Source organism: Pseudomonas sp. Soil_N_39 (assembly GCF_057655955.1).
Window position 1 is genome coordinate 174,951 of the sequence record NZ_JBDGLI010000002.1, and the last position, 18,717, is coordinate 193,667.

Consider the following 18,717-nt stretch of genomic DNA (forward strand, 5'->3'; position numbering starts at 1 on the left):
GCACCCATGACTTACGGCAGCCTTTTCGAGCGACTGGCTGGTAATTCTGAAAAGCGCAGGGGGTTGAGCCGCGAGGTTTGCACCGTCACATCCGTTGCTGCGCATCTGGCCAAGATGCTCAGCACTCGGGCAGGTAGCGTGCAGACACTCGCGGATTATGGGCTGCCGGACCTCAATGACATGCGCTTGAGCCTGCACGACGCGGGGAGCCAAGCCCGCAAGGCGATCGAGACCTTCATCAAGGCCTACGAACCACGCTTGCGCAATGTCTGTGTCTTTTTAGTGCCGAGTAACGCCGATCAGCTTCGCCTTTCCTTGCGCATCGATGCGTTGTTGGATGTGGAAGGGATCAAGCGGCAGGTCAGTTTTTCCGCGTGCCTGGACGGCAGCGGTCAGGTCAAGGTCAGACAAGGATAGCCATTGATGTCGTTCAACCATTACTACCAGAGCGAGCTTACGGCGCTTCGCCAGTTGGGTCGACGTTTCGCCGAGCGTAACCCGGCTTTGGCTCCCTTCCTGGGACAGGCCGGACGGGATCCGGATGTAGAGCGGCTACTGGAGGGGTTTGCATTTCTGACCGGGCGACTGCGCCAGAAGCTCGATGACCAGTTGCCGGAGCTGAGCCATTCGCTGATGCAGCTGTTGTGGCCGAACTACATGCGGCCATTGCCAGCCTTCGGCATTTTGCAGTTCGATCCGCTGCAGCGATCCGGCCCTGCGCTGCGGGTTGAGCGCGATACGCCAGTCGAAAGCAAGCCTGTCCAACAGGTGCGTTGTCGTTTCCTGACGTGTTACCCCACCGACGTCCTGGCGCTTGATCTGACCCGGTTGAGTTACTCAGTGAAAGGGGAAGGGTCGCTGTTGAGCCTGCATCTGGAAATGCGTTGCGACGGTCATGTGGGCGAGCTGCAACTGAGCCGTTTGCGTCTGCACTTGACCGGCGAGCGCTACATCAGCCAGATGCTCTATCTCAGCCTGTTACGTAACCTCGAGGGTATCGAGCTGATCCCGCTGGACGGCACCGGCGTGGCCCTGCGGGCGGCAGATGGCAGCCCAACGACGTTCAGGCTCCCCGCCGACCGTGTCCAGCCGGTAGGGTTTGCCGAAGAGGAAGCGCTGGTTCCGTATCCGCTGAATACCTTTCGCGGCTATCGCTACCTGCAAGAATATTTCGCTTTCCAGGACAAGTTCCTGTTCGTCGACATCGATGGCCTGGACGTGATCAACGCCCTGCCGCACGGCAGCATCGAACAGACGCGTGGCCTGGAGCTGCGCTTCGATATTGGTAAAAGTGGAATCCAGCGGATGCGCCCGACGCTGGATAACATCAAGCTGTACTGCACGCCGATCGTCAATCTGTTCAAGCATGACGCCCAGCCGATCCGCCTGGACGGCAAACAGGATGAGTACCTGCTGTTGCCGGCCGATTACGACCAGGCGCACTGCGGCGTGTTTTCGGTCGAAAGCGTCACCGGCTGGAGTCCCGGAGGCCTGGGTTATCAGGCCTATGTGCCGTTCGAGTCTTTCGAGCACGATTCAAGCTTCGATGTACCCCACAGCCGCCCCTACTACAGCGTTCGCCAGCGGCCTTCGTTGTTGCACGACGGTCTGGACACTTGCCTGGGCTTTGGCGTCCGGCACACTCACCCGCATGAAACCCTGTCCATTGAGTTGATGTGCACCAACCGGAACCTGCCTCGCGAGCTCAAGCCGGGTGACATCGACCAACCCGGCGAAAAAAGTCCCGAGGCACTGAGTTTCCGCAACATCGGTCCGGTCACGCCAAGCTTCGCGCCGCCACTCAACCGCGACTTCCTCTGGAAGCTGATCAGCAACATGTCGCTCAACTACTTGTCGCTGGCAGACGTCAATGCGCTCAAGGTGATTCTCGAAAGCTACGATTTTCCGCGTTACCACGACGAGCAGGCAGAGAAAGTCAGCAAGCGTTTGCTGGAGGGGCTCAAGTCCATCCGGCACCAGCACGTCGACCGCCTGCACCGAGGCTTGCCGGTGCGTGGCTTGCGCACCGAGCTGACTATCGACCCGCAAGGTTATATCGGCGAGGGCGATCTGTTCGTCTTCGCCTCGGTCCTCAACGAGTTCTTCGCGTTGTATGCCAGCCTCAATTCGTACCACGAGCTGCGGGTGAACAGCACACAGGGAGAGGTGTACCAATGGACACCCCGCATGGGCCAACAGCCGCTTCTCTAAGCGTGCTGACACGAGAAATACGCGAGTACTCGTTATTCCAGGCTGTGTTGCTGATCATCGATCGGCTGCGCGAGGCTCACCCTGGCCTGGATGATGAAGCGTTGTACGACCGGTTGGAGTTCCAGGCCAACCCAAGTCTGGGGTTTGCGGCCAGCGACATTGATCGTGTGGAGTTTTTCGAAGAACACGGCCAGGCGCGGGCGCGTCTGTGCTTGAACCTGATCGGGCTGGTGGGGGCAGGGTCGCCGCTGCCAGCGTTCTATGGTGAGCAGGCCCTAGGGGAGGAAAAGGACAACCCGACACGCGACTTCCTCGACATCTTTCACCATCGTCTCCAACGGCTGATGTTGCCGATCTGGCGCAAGTACCGTTACTGCGCAAGTTTTCAGAGTGGTGCCCGAGATCCATTTTCCGAGCAGTTGTACGCGTTGATCGGTTTGGGGGGCGAAGAGATTCGCAAGGCCAGCCAACTGAACTGGAAACGTCTGCTGCCATACCTGGGCTTGCTGAGCTTGCGTGCCCATTCGGCGGCGCTGATCGAGGCGGTACTGCGTTATTACTTCAAACACGCTGAACTGAACCTCGAACAGTGCATCGAGCGGCATGTGGACATCCTTGACGAACAGCGCAATCGCCTGGGGAGCGCCAACAACCTGCTCAGCCAAGACCTGGTGCTCGGCGAACGGGTGCGCGACCGCAGCGGCAAGTTCCGGATCCATATCTGCGAGCTGGACTGGCAGCGTTTCCACGAATTCCTGCCCATCGGTAACGGTTACCAGCCGTTGTGCTCGCTGGTGCGATTCACCCTGCGTGATCCCCTTGAATATGACATTCGCCTGGTCCTGCGCCAGCAGGAGATTCGTGAGCTGTGCATCGGTGAACAGAATACCTGCCGCCTGGGATGGACCAGTTGGCTGGGACACGAGCGCGCCGATGGCGTGGTGACCCTTGGCAGCAAAATTCATTAGGAATGGATGACATGATCAACGTAGACCTTCAGCAACTGATCCAGGCGTTGGACGCCGAAACCAGGCGCGATCTGGAGCGCTCTGCCGAGCAATGCGTGGCCCGTGGTGCAGACAAGGTCCTGGTGGAAGACTTGATGTTGGGCTTGTTGGAACGTCCCCAAGGTCTGCTGGTGCGTGCCTTGCACGATGCCCAGGTCAGTGCGGGCGAGCTGAGCGCGGCCCTGCAACCACGGATGGGGCACAGCGCTTCGCGCAACCCGGTATTCGCCCCGGAACTGGTGCAGTGGTTACAGGATGCGCTGCTGGTGGCCAATCTCGAACTCGGCCGTAGCCAGGTCGGACAAGCCGCGTTGCTCCTGGCGTTGCTGCGCAACCCCCTTCGCTACGCCGGGAGTGCTTATCTGACGCTGCTTAACCGGCTGAGCATCGATCGGCTGAAAGCGTTCGCCTTGTCGCAACAGGCTCAACAGGCTCAACCGGTTGCCGGCCTGCCCACCCCGCCGGACGGCTCCCTGCTGGCGCGCTTTACCCATGACCTGACCCGACAGGCCCGCGAAGGCCAACTCGACCCGGTGCTTTGTCGCGACGGCGAAATCAGGCAGATGATCGATATCCTCGTTCGGCGTCGCAAAAACAATCCAATCGTGGTCGGTGAAGCGGGGGTGGGCAAGACCGCCATCGTTGAAGGGTTGGCGTTGCGTATCGTCGCCGGGGACGTACCCCCGGCGCTTGAGGGCGTTGAACTGCTGTCGCTGGATATGGGGCTGCTGCAGGCCGGTGCCAGCATCAAAGGTGAATTCGAGCGTCGTCTCAAGGGGGTGATCGACGAGGTCAAGGCTTCGCCAACATCCATCATCCTGTTCATCGACGAGGCCCATACCTTGATCGGCGCAGGCAACAGCGCCGGGGGCGCCGATGCGGCGAACCTGCTCAAGCCGGCCTTGGCCCGGGGCGAGCTGCGAACGATCGCGGCCACCACCTGGACCGAGTACAAAAAATATTTTGAAAAAGACCCAGCCCTGGCCCGTCGTTTCCAACCGGTGCAATTGCACGAGCCGACCGTCAGCGAGGCGGTGACCATCCTGCGTGGCCTGGCCCGGGTCTACGAAAACAGTCATGGCATTTACCTGCGCGATGACGCGGTGGTCGCGGCAGCGCAATTGTCGGCTCGCTATCTGGCCGGTCGTCAGTTGCCGGACAAGGCCGTCGATGTGCTCGATACCGCCTGCGCTCGCGTGCGCATCAGCCTGGCCGCTGCCCCGCAAAGTCTGGAGCGATTGCGCGGCGAATGGGCCGAAGGCGAGCGCCAACGCCGGGCGCTGCGGCGCGATGCAGAGGCGGGCCTATCAATTGATCTTCAAGCGTTGGAGGCGCTGGAGGTGCGTCTGGCGGCCATTGAAGACGAGCGCCAAACGTTGGAAATCCAATGGACCGAGCAACGTATCCTCGCGGAACGTTTGCTGTCGCTGCGGCAGCAATTGGCCGGGGCACGGGAAAGCGCAGTGGACCAAGCCCTCAGTATCGAAGCCCTGGCGGCGGCGGTGGATGAAACACACGGCACGCTGGTGGCCGCGCAAACCCATGAACACCTGGTCAGCTTTGAAGTTTGCCCGCGACTGGTCGCCGAAGTGATCAACGCCTGGACCGGTGTACCGCTGGCGCAACTGGCGCGCGAGCACAACTTGAAAATCGCCAGTTTTGCCACAGACCTGCGTGCTCGCATTCGCGGCCAGGAACCGGCCGTGCAGGCGCTTGATCGCGCGTTACGCGCTGGCGCCGCAGGCCTGAACAAACCCGATGCTCCGATGGGCGTATTTCTGTTGGTGGGCCCCAGTGGTGTCGGCAAGACCGAAACGGCACATGCCCTGGCCGACCTGCTTTATGGCGGTGAGCGGTTCATCACCACGATCAACATGGCCGAGTTCCAGGAGAAACATACCGTTTCCCGACTGATCGGAGCGCCGCCGGGTTACGTCGGTTTTGGCGAAGGCGGCATGCTCACCGAAGCCGTGCGGCAAAAGCCCTATAGCGTGGTGTTGCTCGATGAGGTCGAAAAAGCCGACCCGGATGTGTTGAACCTGTTCTACCAGATCTTCGACAAAGGCCTGGCCAATGATGGGGAAGGGCGGGAGATCGATTTTCGCAACACCCTGATTCTGATGACATCGAACCTGGGCAGTGAGCGTATTGACGAGCTGTGCGAAAACGGCGCACAACCGAGTGCCGAACGCCTTGAGGAATCCATTCGCCCGATCCTTATCGACCATTTCAAGTCAGCGCTGCTGGCCCGCATGTGTGTGGTGCCGTATTACCCGGTCAGCGGGCCTGTGCTGCGTGAACTGGTGGAAATCAAACTCGAGCGCCTGGGCGAGCGGCTGCACCGTCGTCAATTGGGCTTCAGTTACTGCGAGCATTTGGTGAGCCACCTGGTCGAGCGCTGCAGTCGCAATGACCGTGGCGCGCGGCTGATTGACCAACTGCTCGACCGGCATGTCACGCCGCTGGTTGCCGACCGGTTGCTCGCGGCCATGGCCGGTGGCGAACCGCTGCGGCATGTACACGCGGTGCTCAACGGCGATGCCAGCGTGTCGTGTGAGTTCTCCTGAGATGAGCGCCATGTTCAATAAGCTCTCGCAGCCGCTGGACTATGCCGAAGCGCTCTTGGCGCAGTTCTCCAGCCTTTCACGTTTGGCGGACGGTGCGGAGTTGGTAGGGCATTTCATTCAGGGAGTGGCACGGCTCAGCGGCTGTGAACTGGTGCAGTTGTATTTGCTCGATGCCACCGGTACCCGCCTGGAACTGAACACCGAATGCCTGGACGGCCAGCTGCAGTTTCGTGACCCGCAAAGCCTGTCCTCCGATTACCACACTGAGCAATTGCTGCAGTTTTCCCTGTGCCAGAACCGTGTGGTGTGCCTTGGCGCGTTGAGCGACAGCGTGCACGAAACCCGCTTCCTGCCTGCCCGGGCCACGCCCTGGCAATCGCTACTTTGTGTACCTTTGATCGACCCGGGAGGGAGCGTCGCAGGCCTGTTGTTGTGTGCCAGTGTTCAGCACCTCGACTTGCATGGAGCCGCTGAATCCCTGGGGTATCTCGGGGCCTTCGTGCTTGGCCAGCTGCATCAGCTGCAGCGTCTGCGCCGTCCGGCCGAGGCCTCTGTTACCTCAAGCCTGCCGAGCGGCATCAGCTACGGCCTGATCGGCAAGAGCATGGCCATGCGCAAGACCTGCTCATTGATCAGTAAGGTACTGCACAGCCCCTATACCGTCTTGCTGCGGGGCGAGACCGGTACCGGCAAGGAGGTGGTGGCCCGGGCTCTCCATGACAACGGCCCGCGTCGATCCAAGGCATTTATCGTGCAGAACTGTGCCGCGGTTCCCGAGAATTTGCTGGAGAGTGAGCTGTTCGGCTATCGCAGGGGCGCGTTCACCGGTGCCGACCGAGACCGTGCCGGACTATTCGACGCGGCCAACGGCGGCACGCTGTTGCTCGATGAAATTGGCGACATGCCGATGTCCCTGCAAGCCAAGTTGCTGCGAGTGTTGCAGGAGGGCGAAATTCGTCCGTTGGGCTCCAACGACACTCACCACGTCGACGTACGCATCGTTGCCGCCACTCATCGCGACCTTAAACAGTTGATGGAGGAGGGCAAGTTCCGCGAAGACCTTTATTACCGCCTCGCACAGTTCCCGATCCAGTTACCGGCGCTGCGTCAGCGCGAAGGCGACATCATTGAGCTGGCGCGGCATTTTGCCGACAAGGCTTGCACGCTTCTGCAGCGTGATCCGGTGCGCTGGTCAGACGCGGCGCTCGATCACCTGTCTGCCTACGGCTTCCCGGGAAACGTCCGTGAACTCAAGAGCGTCGTGGAAAGGGCTGTGCTCCTGTGCGAGAGCGGCGAACTGCTCATCGAGCATTTTTCGCTGCACATCGACCCCCCCTCCGAGCGCGGTCGTATCAACCTGCGTGAGCGGATGGAGCAGATCGAGCGTGGTCTGTTGATCGATTGCCTGCGCGAGCACTCGGGTAACAAAACCCGCGCCGCCCGCGAACTCGGTCTGCCGCTGCGCACACTGATCTATCGCCTCGCGCGCCTGAACGTCCAGCGCGGTGATTTCAATGGTTGATCCTTCCCTCGCGCTATTCGTACACGTTCCAGCCCGTCCCTTTCATCCTGGAGACTTATTGATGCCTGTCTTTCCCTGGAGAGCCGTCCTGTTGGCGATTCTCGTGTCATTCGCCCTGGGCGGTTGCAACGCCAATTATAAATTCAACGACAGTGGTTATCGCCCTCTGGGTGATCCACAGGCGGTCAATCGCGGCAAGTGACGCCAAGGAGCCTTTGATAGATGGAACTTGTTTTCGAAATGCTCAACGCCAGTCAGTTCGTCCCGTCACGGCTGTGCCAAAAGACCTTCGGTCCGGCCGGTGGCGTGATCGGGCGGGGCGAGGGCTGCCACTGGCTCATCCCTGACCGAGAGCGCCTGCTGTCCAAGCGTCACGCGTACGTCAGTTTTCGTGACGGCGCATTTTTCCTGACCGACACCAGTGGTAATGGCACGACCCATCGTGAAAGCGGCGTGCGCCTGCCCAAGGGCGAGCCGGTACCGATACTGGATGGGAATGCCTACATCATGGGCGATTTCGAGATCCTCGCACGGCTGGTCTCCGGGCCAGCGGGCAATCTTGCCGAAGCGAGCCGTCCGAGTCCGGTCGACAGTCTCATCCCGGATGACGCCTTTCTGGAGCTCGATCCGCTGCAGGCGCTGGATCAGCAGGAGCGGGCCTTGCTGGACATCGATGAGCTGATAAACCCTGCTCCCGTGCCTACGGACGCCCTTGAACGGCCGGACTATGCGCGTATCGACATGGAAAGCCTGCTCTTGCCGGAGCTGGTCGCAGCGCCAGTCGAACCAGGACCTGCCCCCATCCCACCCAACGAAATTAATGGCCACCTGCGCGACGGCTTTTGGCAGCGCTTCGGTACGGCCTTGGGCATGGATCTCGAAAGCCTGGATGGCAAGGCGCGCGAGGCCCTGGCGATCAACGCCGCGCTACTGCTCAAGCAAAGCATTCAGGGCTTGCAACAGAGCCTGCGCACTCGCTCGGAATTGAAAAGCGAACTGCGCCTGGCCCAGACCTATGAAGAACAGGTTCGCTTGATTGCCAGCCTGCAAATCGACCATCACGGATGACGTCCATGCCGCACTGCACGATGCACTTATCCAAGATACTGACGACGCTCACCACGACCCTGCTGCTGGCCGGTTGCACCACGCTGTCGCCTTTTTCGACGATGACCAAGCTCAACCTCACCCTGGCGGCCAGTGATCGACTCAACCCCGATCTCAATGGACGACCGTCACCCGTGGTGGTGCGGTTGTTCGAACTCAAGCATCCGGTGGCCTTTGAAAACGCAGATTTCTTCAGCCTTTATGAGCGCGCGAGGGAAACACTGGCCCCTGATCTGGTTTCCAGTGAAGAGCTGGAACTGCGCCCAGGTGAAACCGTCGAGCTCAGGCTCGGTATCACTGGGAGCGGCCGTTACGTCGGCCTGCTCGCGGCGTACCGTGACCTGCCACACGCCCGCTGGCGCTACACACTGCCGGTGGCTGCGACGCAGGTGACCGAAGCGCGCCTGACCCTCGACGAGGATGGAATCGCCAATACGCTTGAGCGACTGGCCAAGGTGGCTGACCGATGAATCACGATAAGGTCATCTGGCAGGAAGGCATGCTGTTGCGCCCGCAACATCTGCAACACAACGATCGCTATTTCGACCACCAGTTGAAGGTTCGTACTCGGTTGCTGGCCAGTTACGCCTGGGGATTCCTGGCACTGGAGATCGATCTGCAATTCCTCAACATGGGGCAGCTGGTGGTCAGCCAGGCCAACGGGGTCCTGCCGGACGGCAGCCTGTTCGAACTGGGTGGCAACGCCGAGCCGCTGGCCCTGGAAGTGCCGTCCAATACCCGCAATACGCCGATCTACCTCGCGCTGCCATTGGTGACCGGCAATCACATCGAGTCCCGTCGTCCGGAGCAGTCTGATGTGCTGGCGCGCTATACCCTCTACGACGCGCAGGTGACCGACTCCAACGCCGGAGAGGCCGGCGGGAGTCAGATCAGTTGCGGCCGTCCGGACCTGCGCCTGCTATTAGGCGAGCAGCAGAGTGATCATGCGTTCGTGAAACTCAAGCTTTGCGAGGTGCTCGATACCACGGCCGATGGGGTGATCAGGCTCGATCCGAACTTTGTGCCGACCTTCATCCAGGCTCGCTCTTCCCACTACTTGCTGTCGTGTCTCAAGGAGATCATCGGCATGCTTGCCCATCGAGGCGACACCCTGGCTGAGCGGATCCGTTCCAGTGGCAAGGCCGGTGGTGCGCAAGTCGGCGACTTCATGATGCTGCAACTGATCAACCGCAGCGAACTGTTGCTGCGTCATGACCTGGATCTGGAGCAGGTGCACCCAGAAACGCTGTACCGAACGCTGCTGGCGCTGCTGGGTGACTTGGCAACGTTCTCCAGTGACAGCAAGCGCCCACCACTCAACAACCGCTATCAGCACAGCGACCAAGGCGCATGTTTTCGAGGCCTGCTGCAAGCGATCCGCCAGGTCTTGTCGATGGTGCTTGAGCAACACGCTATCGAGCTGCCACTGCAGCCGCGCCAATACGGAATCATCGTCTCGCCGGTGCCGGATCTGTCGCTGCTGGACACCGCTTCGTTCGTACTGGCGGCAAGTGCCCACTGCGACGGCGAAGAGCTGCGTCATCGATTGCCGGCGCACCTCAAGGTCGGTTCGGTGGAACGCATCCGCCAGTTGGTCAACCTGCATCTGCCCGGCATCAAGATCAGGCCTTTGCCCGTGGCCCCGCGGCAGATTGCGTTCCATGCCAACAAAACCTATTTCATTCTCGAGCCCAACGCCGAAGACCTGGCGCAACTGAAGCGCTCCGCAGGTTTTGCATTCCATGTCAGTGGCGATTTCGCCGAGCTTGAACTGAATTTTTGGGCCATCAGGAACTGAACCAAATGGATCAGGAACATCTTCAGGACGAAACAACGGTCCTGCTCGACCACCACGGGCAACGTCCCACTTCAGGGCCCTGGACCGACGCTGGTGCACCGCCGCGCTTCGAACAGTTGCAAGAACGCATGATCTACGCCGCGCACCTGCCGCAGTCCCAAGCATTCACGGTCAGCCTCAATCCGCTGGTCGCGGCGGCGTCCGGGTTGCTGTCGCACATGGTTCAGCTCAAGCACGGTCGTGAACGCGAGGACCTGCACGCTCTTAAAGGAGAACTGAAGCGCGGCCTGGAGCAGTTCGAAGCCTGTGCCTTGCAGGGCGGTGTAGAAAACAGTCAGTTGATCGCCGCACGTTACGTGCTGTGCACGGTGATCGATGAGGCGATTGTCACCACGCCGTGGGGCCACGGGGGCGGTTGGTCACAGATAAGTCTGCTCAGTACCTTCCACAACGAAACCTTCGGCGGCGAGAAAGTCTTTCAATTGCTTGAGCGCCTGTCGAAGAACCCCATCAAGCACCTGCCCATGCTGGAGTTGTTGTACCTGTGCCTGTCCCTGGGCTTCGAGGGTAAATACCGGATTCAGACCCGCGGGATGCTCGAACTCGAAAACCTGCGCGACGCCCTGTATCGGCAGATTCTCCAGACCCGTGGCGACACCCCGCGTGAACTGTCGCCTCACTGGGAGGGCTTCGACGGTGCGCGCCGCCGTCCGGTGCGCATTGTCCCGGCCTGGACGGTGGCGGTGTTCACGCTGGTCTGCCTGGGGGTGATGTATTCGAGTTTCGCCTGGGTATTGGACGAGCAACGCAAAAGCGTATTGCAACCTTATCAACTGTCAGAACCGGTCGCTGCTCAGCCGCTGCCGTAAACAGGGACGTGTCATGAAATTGCTTTTCAGGAAAGCCGGCGCCTGGGTGCGCCAAACCTGGGTTTGGACGCTGCTGCTGGTGCTGTGTGTCACGCTGTTGGTGTGGTTCGCCGGGCCACTCCTGGCCGTCAATGACTACAAGTTCTGGGCGAGCCCGACGGCGCGATTGCTGACCGCCAGCGTGCTGGCGCTGGGCTGGGGTCTGGGCATGGTTTTCGTCAATGGGCGTGCCGCTTCAAACGCGAGTCCCCAACAGAATGTCCCCGACCAGGCTCGGGCCCTGCTCCAAGCCAGGATTGACGATGAGCGGCGCGAAGTGCGCTCGCGCTTCAAGCAGTCCTTAACCACGTTAAGGTCCTCGAACCTTTATGCCGGCCGCAGCGATTTGCCCTGGTACCTGCTGCTAGGCCCGCCTGCCAGCGGCAAGACCCGTCTACTGGATTGCTCGGGCCTGGAGTTCCCTCTCAATAGACCAGAGCGCAGCGCTGTCAGCGACGCATCCGGCACTCGGTATTGCGATGGGTATTTTTCCGAGCACGCCGTGCTGATCGACACCGCTGGGCGTTATCTGACCCAAACGGACAGTGAGGTCGACGGCAGCGGCTGGGCCGTATTGCTCAAACTGTTGCGCAAGCGCCGCCGCAGTCGTCCGTTGAACGGCGTACTGGTGACGGTGCCATGCGAAGTCCTGTTGCTTGGCGGCGAGGATGAAGTCACTACACTGGCCCGCCAAGTTCGTGGTCGCCTGCAGGAGCTGCAACGGCGACTGCACATCGATGTCCCGATTTACCTGGTGCTGAGCAAAGCGGACAGCGTGCCCGGCTTCAATGAGTTCTTTGATTCGCTGACTCGCGAGGAAAACCACCAGGTGCTGGGCGCGAGTTTCAGTCGGGCCCCGCACGGCAGCGACATCACCCTGTTACGTACCGAGTTCGAAGCGCTGCTGCATCGGCTCAACAGCCAAATGATCATGCGCATGCATCAGGAGCGCGACACGTTGCGCCGTAGCCGCATGCTGGATTTTCCTCATCAACTGGGACAACTCGGCACCAGTCTGTGCCTGCTGGTCGAGCAGGCGTTCAGTGGCAACGTCGGAACGTTGCGTGGTTTCTATTTGACCTGCGCATCGTCGCCGGACCGCACGGCGACCTTGAGCGCCGAACCTGGTAACGCAGGCTTGGGTGCCAGCCATACCGCCCCTGGCCGGCGCTCGCGGTTCATTCATCACCTGCTCAGCCGGGTGATTTTTCCGGAAGCCGATCTGAGCGATCTCGTTCAGCACGAACGCCGTCGTATCCATTGGGGCCAGCGGGCGTTGTACTTGGGGGCGCTGACGGTCGTTGGCTTGTGCGGGCTGTTGTGGGCGAACGGTTTTTCAACCAATCACGAGCGCCTGGACAGCTTGCGTACGCTGGCGCAGCGCTGGGATCGGCAGCAATCGACCCGAATGAGCACCGATGATTGGACCGCGATGCTCGAATCATTGGATATCCGCTTCGAGGCCACTCAGGTTTTTCCACCCTCCAGTGCGGTGCCGGTGTATGAGCGTGTCGGTCTGTATCAGGGTGAAGCGACCAAGGCTGCGGTGACCGATGCATACGAGCGCGAATTGCAGGTGCAACTGTTACCAAGGATCGCGCAGAGGCTGGAGGAACATGTCCGCAACAACCGGGATGATCGCGGGCAACTGCTCAATAGCCTGCGTGCGTACTTGATGCTGGGCTTGAAAGAGCGTCGCGATATCGCCTGGCTCAAGGATCGGGTGGCCAAAGACGGATCGCTTCGTTACCCCGGCAACTCGGCACTGCAAGAGCGCTTGAATACTCACTTTGCGCGCCTGTTGGAGCTGCCCTTCATCCATGTGCTCAACGAGCCGCTGGTGGTCCAGGCTCGGGAGGCCCTTCGGCGTGAGTCCTTGGCCGCCGTCGTGTACAGGATGCTGCACGAACAGGCCAGTCCTCTGCCGCCTTACCGACTCAGCCAACACCTGGGTTCACAAGGTGCGCTGCTGGTGGGCACCGACCGTGTGATTCCCGGTTTCTACACCCGCCAGGGCTACGAACGCTACTTTTCGGTTCAGGGCGCGGCCTTTGTCACCGAACTGCTGCGGGACAACTGGGTACTGGGTGAGGGCGAAGGCCTCAGCGGCATGGACATGCGTCGTCTGATGGTCGAATTGGAACAGCTGTATTTTCGTGATTATGCCGACCACTGGAGTGAAGCCGTCGGCCAGGTCGCCCTGCAAACCATCAGTCATGTGGGTGAGGGCGCCGAGCAACTCGCGGGCCTGACCTCGGCTCATTCGCCGATCCTGCGGCTGCTGGTGCAAGTGCGCGAAAACACCCGTTTCCAGACTGTTGCCGAGCCACTCGGAGACCTGACGCCAGCGGCAGGAAAGGGAGGAAGGGCCGTTAAAAAGTTTGCCACCGTGGCGGGGAAAGCCGCTGCGTCCCTCACCGAACATCTGCCGGACACCGCGCAAAAATCCTTGCGACGGCGTTTCGAACCGCTGCATCGCCTGTTGGACGGGGAGGGAGCGCCCACGGCTGACCTGGTCCAGGCTTTGCGGGCCCTTGATGACGTGCAATTGCAACTGGCGAACCTGGCGCGGGCCAGCGCACCGGAACAAGCGGCCTTCGAACTGGCCAGGCTGCGCATGGGTGGCCAGCGCGACGCGTTGAGCAACCTTCGTAATGCCTCTGCTCGTCTGCCGCGGCCGGTCAATGCGTGGTTCAACGTGCTCGCTGAGGACAGTTGGCGCTTGGTGCTCAACGACGCGTACCGCTACCTGAACCAGCGTTATCAGAGCGAGCTGTACAGTTTTTACGGCAAGGCGATCAACAAGCGGTATCCGTTCAGCGCCCACAGCGCCAGCGACGTCGCGCTCAACGACTTCCGCGAGTTCTTCAAGGACCAGGGCATCGTCGATCGATTCTTCGACCATTACATGCAGCCCTTCGTCAGCGGCCCCGCGGGGCGCTATCGCCTGCGCAGCATCGACGGCCAGAGCTTGCCGATGTCCCGGGCCTATCTGGAGCAGATGGCGACCGTGCATACCATTCGCCGGAGCTTTTTCGCCGACAACCCGACCGAACCGCAAGTGCAGTTCAAGCTTGAACCGTACACCCTGGATCCGGTGGTGAGCCGTGCTGAATTCCGCTTTGGCGACCTGACGCTTGAGTACCGCCACGGTCCGATCCTGCCGATGGCGTTTACTTGGCCAAGCGACGCGCAGAATGGTCGAACCGCCCTGGTGCTGGACAAAATGGTCGGACGCGGCGTCGGCATCGAGAAGAATAGCGGGCCGTGGTCGCTGTTTCGGCTGTTCGATCTGATGCAGAGCGAATACCTGGTCGGGCGTGATGTCCGCGTATTGAAGGCGGATTTGGGTGGCCTGCGCGCCAATTATTTACTGACGAGCCAGCGCACGCCGAACCCTTTTGATATGAGTGTGCTGCGCACCTTTCGCCTACCGGTGCAGCTTTGAAGCAGCCCGGCCCCTGGCGCAGCGCCGCGCGCACCGATCCTGGCAAGACCCGAACACGTAACGAGGACGCCTTTCTTGACTGCCCACAACAGGGCGTGTGGGCGGTCGCCGACGGCATGGGCGGCCACTCGGGCGGCGACATCGCCAGCCAATTGATCGTTGCCAACCTGACGGAGCTGCCCTTGTATCAGGACTTGGATGAACGTTCGAAAGCGGTGCGCCAATGCCTGCGCCGGACGAACCGCCGGTTGAGCCAGGAGCTTACCGTCACTGAAGATCATCCCGGCATTACCGGTAGCACGGTGGTGGTGTTGTTGCTGGAAGGGAACCGCGGAGTCTGCGTCTGGGCGGGCGATAGCCGTTGTTACCTGTGGCGCGGTCGACGGTTGTACCAACTGACCAAAGATCACTCGCTGCAACAACAACTGATGGACACGCAACACATCAGCCGCGATGAAGCCGGTGCCCATCCTGCGGCCAAGGCATTGACCCGCGCGGTGGGTGCCGCGCCAGAACTGACGTTGGAGGTGCTGGAGCTGGATGTTCACCCGGGCGATACATTCTTGCTGTGCAGTGACGGCGTGTACCAGGACCTTGGCGCGCAAGCCCTTGGCAATGCCTTGGGCCTGGCTTCGCCATGTAGGGTGCTGGAGCAACTTTTCGCTGACGTCTTGCGTGGCCCAGCGCGGGATAACCTGACGGCCGTCGTGATCCGACCGTGAATGAAGAGGGTGGTCATCCCACGTATTTCGCCTTCGCCAACGCGGTGCCCGCTGTGACATCCGGCCAGCGTTGCGTCAGCGAAGTACCGGACATACTCGCAGGACGCTATCGCCTCGAACGCTTGCTTGGGGCTGGCGGCATGGGCGTCGTTTACCGCGCGCGGGATCTGTTGCACGAACAATACGCCGATCCCGATCCGTACCTTGCGCTGAAGATGCTCAGTGAGGCATTCAATGGGGCAGTCGATGCGAGTGCGCTGCTCTACAGCGAGTTCGCCCTGATGCGGCGATTGCACCACCCGAATATCTTGCGCCCCTACACCTTCGAAGTGGATGCCGCCCAACGGCGAGCGTTCATTACCATGGAACTGATGCGCGGCATGACCCTGGACCAGCTGCTTTGCGAACGGCCCCTCGGGTTACCTTGGCCGGAACTGAAGGCGATCGCCGTGCCGCTGCTCGATGCCCTGGCGTACGCCCACAGCCGTGGCGTGCTGCATGGCGACATGAAGCCAAGCAACGTCATGTTGAGCGAAGAAGGGCTGCGTTTGTTCGATTTCGGTTTGGGCCTGGCCGAGGGAGGGGCCTCGCAGCACCTGCCAAACCTGAACCGTGAACGCCTCAACGCCTGGACGCCGGGTTACGCGGCGCCTGAACTGCTTGACGGTGCGCCCTTGTCAGCGGGTGCCGATGTCTATGGTGTGGCTTGCGTGCTGTATGAGCTGGCGAGCGGCAAACACCCGTTCCAACGCTTACCCGCCATCCAGGCCCGCGATGCCCGGTTGGAACGCGCGCTCAAGGCACCGCGCAACCTGCCCAGGCGTTGCTGGCCGGCGCTGCGGATGGCGTTGGCGTTTGATCCGGGGCAGCGGCGTATTAGTGCGGCTCAGTTACGTGATGCCTTGGGTGATGTTTCGTCTTGGTGGTGACATCCCCTGTGGGAGCAAGCTTGCTCGCGATAGCGGTCCGTCTGACCCGGTGGTGTTGAATGTGTCGCCATCATCGCGAGCAAGCTCGCTCCCACAGGGGGGCGGACAAGAATGCTGTGAACGAGCTTGCTCGCGAAGGCGGCGGTACATGACACACCGGGCTTCAAGATGTACGCGGTCCTGTGGCGAGGGAGCTTGCTCCCGCTCGGCGGCGCAGCCGTCGTGACCAGGCTGACGCGGTTTGTCTGGAGGAATGCGTCAGCCTGTTTTGGGGCGGCTTCGCCGCCCAGCGGGAGCAAGCTCCCTCGCCACGGGATCTGCGTTTCGCCTCAAATCGTGTGCTCAGCCAGCGTTCCGCTCTGCCTCTTTCTAGCTGGCATTCAGACGGATAATTTGATGGTTTATGTTATTGCGGTTTATGAAGCCAGGAAGAAAAGTCGGATATGTAAATTTCATCCAGCGTTAGCGTCGGCGGTATATTTTCGATACTGTCAGCTATCTCGTCATAAGGCGCTGGCAAGACATAGCAGAGGCCGAAGTCCTCGTTGAGGATTATGACGCCATTGAATATGCGCTGGCGTTTGGTCAGTTTTTTTATTTGGTCAAAAGGCATACCTGTAGAAAGCGTGTTCTGGTAAAGCCCTTTGTATCGCGCGTTGCAACCGATTGAAAAAATTGTTCCGTCAGGAAGGATCGAGAGGGTGAGCGTACTATCGATTACGTACGCTGTTCTAGTTTCACCGTCAGGTAGCGTGTAGCTCTTTATCTCGACTTTATGACGCTCATAAAGCTCATTCATGTAGGTCGAGATATTGTCTTGCAATAAAATGTTCGCAATTGAATGTTTGGATTTTATGTCGGCTGCAAAATCAATCATTTAAATTCCACCGTACATTAACGTGCCGTTTAAGAGGGCGGCAGCACATACATACCTGACTTCAAGATGTATTCAGACCGTGACGAGGTAGCTTGCTCCCGTTCGATGGCGCAGCAGTTTTCTGTAGGAATGCGCCAGCCTTTTTTTTGGGGCGGCTTCGCCGCCCAGCGGGAGCAAGCTCCCTCGCCACGAGGATTTGTGTTTAACCTGCGCCTAGTAATTTGTTTGCAAGCGCCAAGTCGAACTGCTTGTTCCCAAATATTGATTTAGTTGCCAGGGCTTTCTTGAGCACATCCGAATCCAGGCTCAGATTATTTTTGTGCGCTGCAAAAACAATCGTCAGGAATGGAAACGCATAGTTATCCGGCTCAGCCAACACGTCATCGATTAATGCGGGCGAGCCAAGAACGCTGTGCTCTGCCTTGGGCAGGTAAAGTTTCTCGAGCCGTTCGGTTATTTTTTTGACGGTTGCGCTGATGGCTTGAGGGGACGGGGTTCTGATGATGCCGCCCAGCTCGTCACCGAATTGTTTTGCATCTTCCGACAAGGAACTCTTCGACAAAAACGACGCGTTCAGCAGCCGGCTCTGGTAGGGCGGGGATTGCTCTTTGCAGAAGCTGAAGGCCTCGCAGGTATGGATCTCCAACCCGGCGTAATAACCATCGGCCTTGGTCAGGTGTTGAACGTAGATTTCCCCCAGCTTTTCCTTGGCCGCAAGCAGGCCAAGTTTGTTTTTGCTGGCCTTCAGGTCCAAGTGGGCTGCCGTTGTTTGCTTCAGCGCCGCCAGTAGCTCCACTTCCAGGTGCTTGCGAATTTCCATACTCATGGCGTAGACCCGAGCGAGCCTCGTGGGGCAATCACTTCATGCTCATCTGTTGGCTCGATTGGCATACAAATGTCAAAGCTTGTCCAGGCTAGCAACCGTGGTGGTGTAGAAGGCCACACCCGACTTGTCGATGACTTTTATTCTGCCGCCTTCTTCCTTGAGGTCTTTGAGGTACGGACCGAACGCTATTTCGTCGGGCGCGGTCCGCAGAATTTCTTTGTCGAGTACCGGTGTGTCTTTCCTCAAGACTTTAAGGTTCATGAGAAAGCAGTCGATGGTTAACTGGCATTCCAGGGCGCAGACATAGTCCGACCCTTTTATTTTTTTCTGCTTGAAGGTCCACTCGTTTTTATAGTGGTTGCGGCGGAACTCATCCATGGCGTTTTTCAGCAGATCAAGGGGCAAGGCCATGTGTGGGCGGCATTGTTCCAGGCCCTCCAGCAACCGTTGTATAAAGAACTCATTGAGCTCGTTGACCGATGTGCATTTTTTATACAGTTCGGTATCCAGGCCAACATTGACGATGAGCGCACCGCTGGAGTTTACATAGGGCTCATTGACGGCATGGCGGGTGCCGACAAAGCAGATTTTCTTGAAGTTGGGCGTTTCGAACTTTTCTGCACTCAGGCTGCGCTCAAGAAAATTGCAAAGCGATCGGCTTTGGTCGCGAAACGGATGAATAATTTCGTCGCTGAATTCGCCCAAGTCTGGGTACAGGTAGATTTCTTTTAAGATCATGGTCTTGAATGCCTCGCTGGGTCTAGTTCCTGCCTGCGTCGATTCGCGGTTCTTCGC

15 protein-coding genes and 1 pseudogene are annotated in these 18,717 nt (G+C 59.7%); 13 read left to right on the plus strand and 3 right to left on the minus strand.

What is annotated here, in order from left to right; translation table 11 throughout:
* Positions 1-6 precede the first annotated feature (6 nt).
* From tssE to AC3A5O_RS03165, 13 genes and pseudogenes are all read left to right on the plus strand, one after another.
* Entirely contained in the window at positions 7-417 is a 411-nt protein-coding gene (gene tssE, locus AC3A5O_RS03105; RefSeq protein WP_122567609.1) for a type VI secretion system baseplate subunit TssE, read from the plus strand.
* Positions 418-423: 6 nt separating this feature from the next.
* Positions 424-2,211 carry a type VI secretion system baseplate subunit TssF gene (gene tssF / locus AC3A5O_RS03110; protein ID WP_487752839.1) on the plus strand — a complete coding sequence of 596 codons (1,788 nt, stop codon included), beginning with the start codon at positions 424-426 and terminating at the stop codon, positions 2,209-2,211.
* Positions 2,175-3,179: a type VI secretion system baseplate subunit TssG gene (gene tssG, locus AC3A5O_RS03115; protein WP_122567607.1), complete on the plus strand. Its 1,005-nt coding sequence runs from the start codon at positions 2,175-2,177 to the stop codon at positions 3,177-3,179. The genes tssF and tssG overlap by 37 nt, the downstream gene beginning before the upstream one ends.
* 11 nt (positions 3,180-3,190) lie before the next feature.
* Positions 3,191-5,785, plus strand: coding sequence for a type VI secretion system ATPase TssH (gene tssH, locus AC3A5O_RS03120; protein ID WP_487752840.1), 2,595 nt, complete (start codon positions 3,191-3,193; stop codon positions 5,783-5,785).
* 10 nt (positions 5,786-5,795) lie between these two features.
* Positions 5,796-7,307, plus strand: a complete 1,512-nt coding sequence (locus AC3A5O_RS03125; protein ID WP_122567827.1) for a sigma-54 interaction domain-containing protein — start codon at positions 5,796-5,798, stop codon at positions 7,305-7,307.
* A gap of 61 nt (positions 7,308-7,368) precedes the next feature.
* Positions 7,369-7,509, plus strand: coding sequence for a type VI secretion protein (locus AC3A5O_RS03130; protein ID WP_305468857.1), 141 nt, complete (start codon positions 7,369-7,371; stop codon positions 7,507-7,509).
* A gap of 20 nt (positions 7,510-7,529) precedes the next feature.
* A pseudogene (gene tagH, locus AC3A5O_RS03135) lies at positions 7,530-8,321 on the plus strand (type VI secretion system-associated FHA domain protein TagH); the annotation flags it as partial.
* 59 nt (positions 8,322-8,380) lie between these two features.
* Positions 8,381-8,884 carry a type VI secretion system lipoprotein TssJ gene (gene tssJ / locus AC3A5O_RS03140; RefSeq protein WP_305468855.1) on the plus strand — a complete coding sequence of 168 codons (504 nt, stop codon included), beginning with the start codon at positions 8,381-8,383 and terminating at the stop codon, positions 8,882-8,884.
* Positions 8,881-10,212 (plus strand): type VI secretion system baseplate subunit TssK, encoded by a 1,332-nt coding sequence (gene tssK, locus AC3A5O_RS03145; protein ID WP_305491349.1) that lies wholly within the window; start codon positions 8,881-8,883, stop codon positions 10,210-10,212. Before tssJ ends, tssK begins: the two co-directional genes overlap by 4 nt.
* Before the next feature lie 5 nt (positions 10,213-10,217).
* Positions 10,218-11,081, plus strand: a complete 864-nt coding sequence (gene icmH, locus AC3A5O_RS03150; protein ID WP_487752841.1) for a type IVB secretion system protein IcmH/DotU — start codon at positions 10,218-10,220, stop codon at positions 11,079-11,081.
* Between the two features lie 13 nt (positions 11,082-11,094).
* Positions 11,095-14,568, plus strand: coding sequence for a type VI secretion system membrane subunit TssM (tssM, locus tag AC3A5O_RS03155; RefSeq protein ID WP_487752842.1), 3,474 nt, complete (start codon positions 11,095-11,097; stop codon positions 14,566-14,568).
* Positions 14,565-15,290 carry a PP2C family protein-serine/threonine phosphatase gene (locus AC3A5O_RS03160; RefSeq protein ID WP_487752843.1) on the plus strand — a complete coding sequence of 242 codons (726 nt, stop codon included), beginning with the start codon at positions 14,565-14,567 and terminating at the stop codon, positions 15,288-15,290. The genes tssM and AC3A5O_RS03160 overlap by 4 nt, the downstream gene beginning before the upstream one ends.
* Positions 15,287-16,219, plus strand: coding sequence for a serine/threonine-protein kinase (locus tag AC3A5O_RS03165; protein ID WP_122567599.1), 933 nt, complete (start codon positions 15,287-15,289; stop codon positions 16,217-16,219). The genes AC3A5O_RS03160 and AC3A5O_RS03165 overlap by 4 nt, the downstream gene beginning before the upstream one ends.
* Before the next feature lie 406 nt (positions 16,220-16,625).
* Here AC3A5O_RS03165 and AC3A5O_RS03170 read toward each other — a convergent pair whose 3' ends face one another.
* The 3 genes from AC3A5O_RS03170 to AC3A5O_RS03180 form a co-directional block, all read right to left on the minus strand.
* A complete protein-coding gene (locus tag AC3A5O_RS03170) occupies positions 16,626-17,096 on the minus strand; it encodes a hypothetical protein (RefSeq protein WP_122567598.1) in 471 nt (156 codons plus the stop codon).
* 202 nt (positions 17,097-17,298) lie between these two features.
* Entirely contained in the window at positions 17,299-17,922 is a 624-nt protein-coding gene (locus AC3A5O_RS03175) for a hypothetical protein (protein WP_305468848.1), read from the minus strand.
* A gap of 72 nt (positions 17,923-17,994) precedes the next feature.
* A complete protein-coding gene (locus AC3A5O_RS03180; protein ID WP_122567597.1) occupies positions 17,995-18,660 on the minus strand; it encodes a hypothetical protein in 666 nt (221 codons plus the stop codon).
* Between the last annotated feature and the right edge of the window lie 57 nt (positions 18,661-18,717).

Coding starts and splice junctions, on each gene's coding strand:
- tssE (WP_122567609.1), top strand. CDS start 7: ATGACTTACGGCAGCCTTTTCGAGCGACTGGCTGGTAATTCTGAAAAG.
- tssF (WP_487752839.1), top strand. CDS start 424: ATGTCGTTCAACCATTACTACCAGAGCGAGCTTACGGCGCTTCGCCAG.
- tssG (WP_122567607.1), top strand. CDS start 2,175: ATGGACACCCCGCATGGGCCAACAGCCGCTTCTCTAAGCGTGCTGACA.
- tssH (WP_487752840.1), top strand. CDS start 3,191: ATGATCAACGTAGACCTTCAGCAACTGATCCAGGCGTTGGACGCCGAA.
- AC3A5O_RS03125 (WP_122567827.1), top strand. CDS start 5,796: ATGTTCAATAAGCTCTCGCAGCCGCTGGACTATGCCGAAGCGCTCTTG.
- AC3A5O_RS03130 (WP_305468857.1), top strand. CDS start 7,369: ATGCCTGTCTTTCCCTGGAGAGCCGTCCTGTTGGCGATTCTCGTGTCA.
- tssJ (WP_305468855.1), top strand. CDS start 8,381: ATGCCGCACTGCACGATGCACTTATCCAAGATACTGACGACGCTCACC.
- tssK (WP_305491349.1), top strand. CDS start 8,881: ATGAATCACGATAAGGTCATCTGGCAGGAAGGCATGCTGTTGCGCCCG.
- icmH (WP_487752841.1), top strand. CDS start 10,218: ATGGATCAGGAACATCTTCAGGACGAAACAACGGTCCTGCTCGACCAC.
- tssM (WP_487752842.1), top strand. CDS start 11,095: ATGAAATTGCTTTTCAGGAAAGCCGGCGCCTGGGTGCGCCAAACCTGG.
- AC3A5O_RS03170 (WP_122567598.1), bottom strand. CDS start 17,096: ATGATTGATTTTGCAGCCGACATAAAATCCAAACATTCAATTGCGAAC.
- AC3A5O_RS03175 (WP_305468848.1), bottom strand. CDS start 17,922: ATGAGTATGGAAATTCGCAAGCACCTGGAAGTGGAGCTACTGGCGGCG.
- AC3A5O_RS03180 (WP_122567597.1), bottom strand. CDS start 18,660: ATGATCTTAAAAGAAATCTACCTGTACCCAGACTTGGGCGAATTCAGC.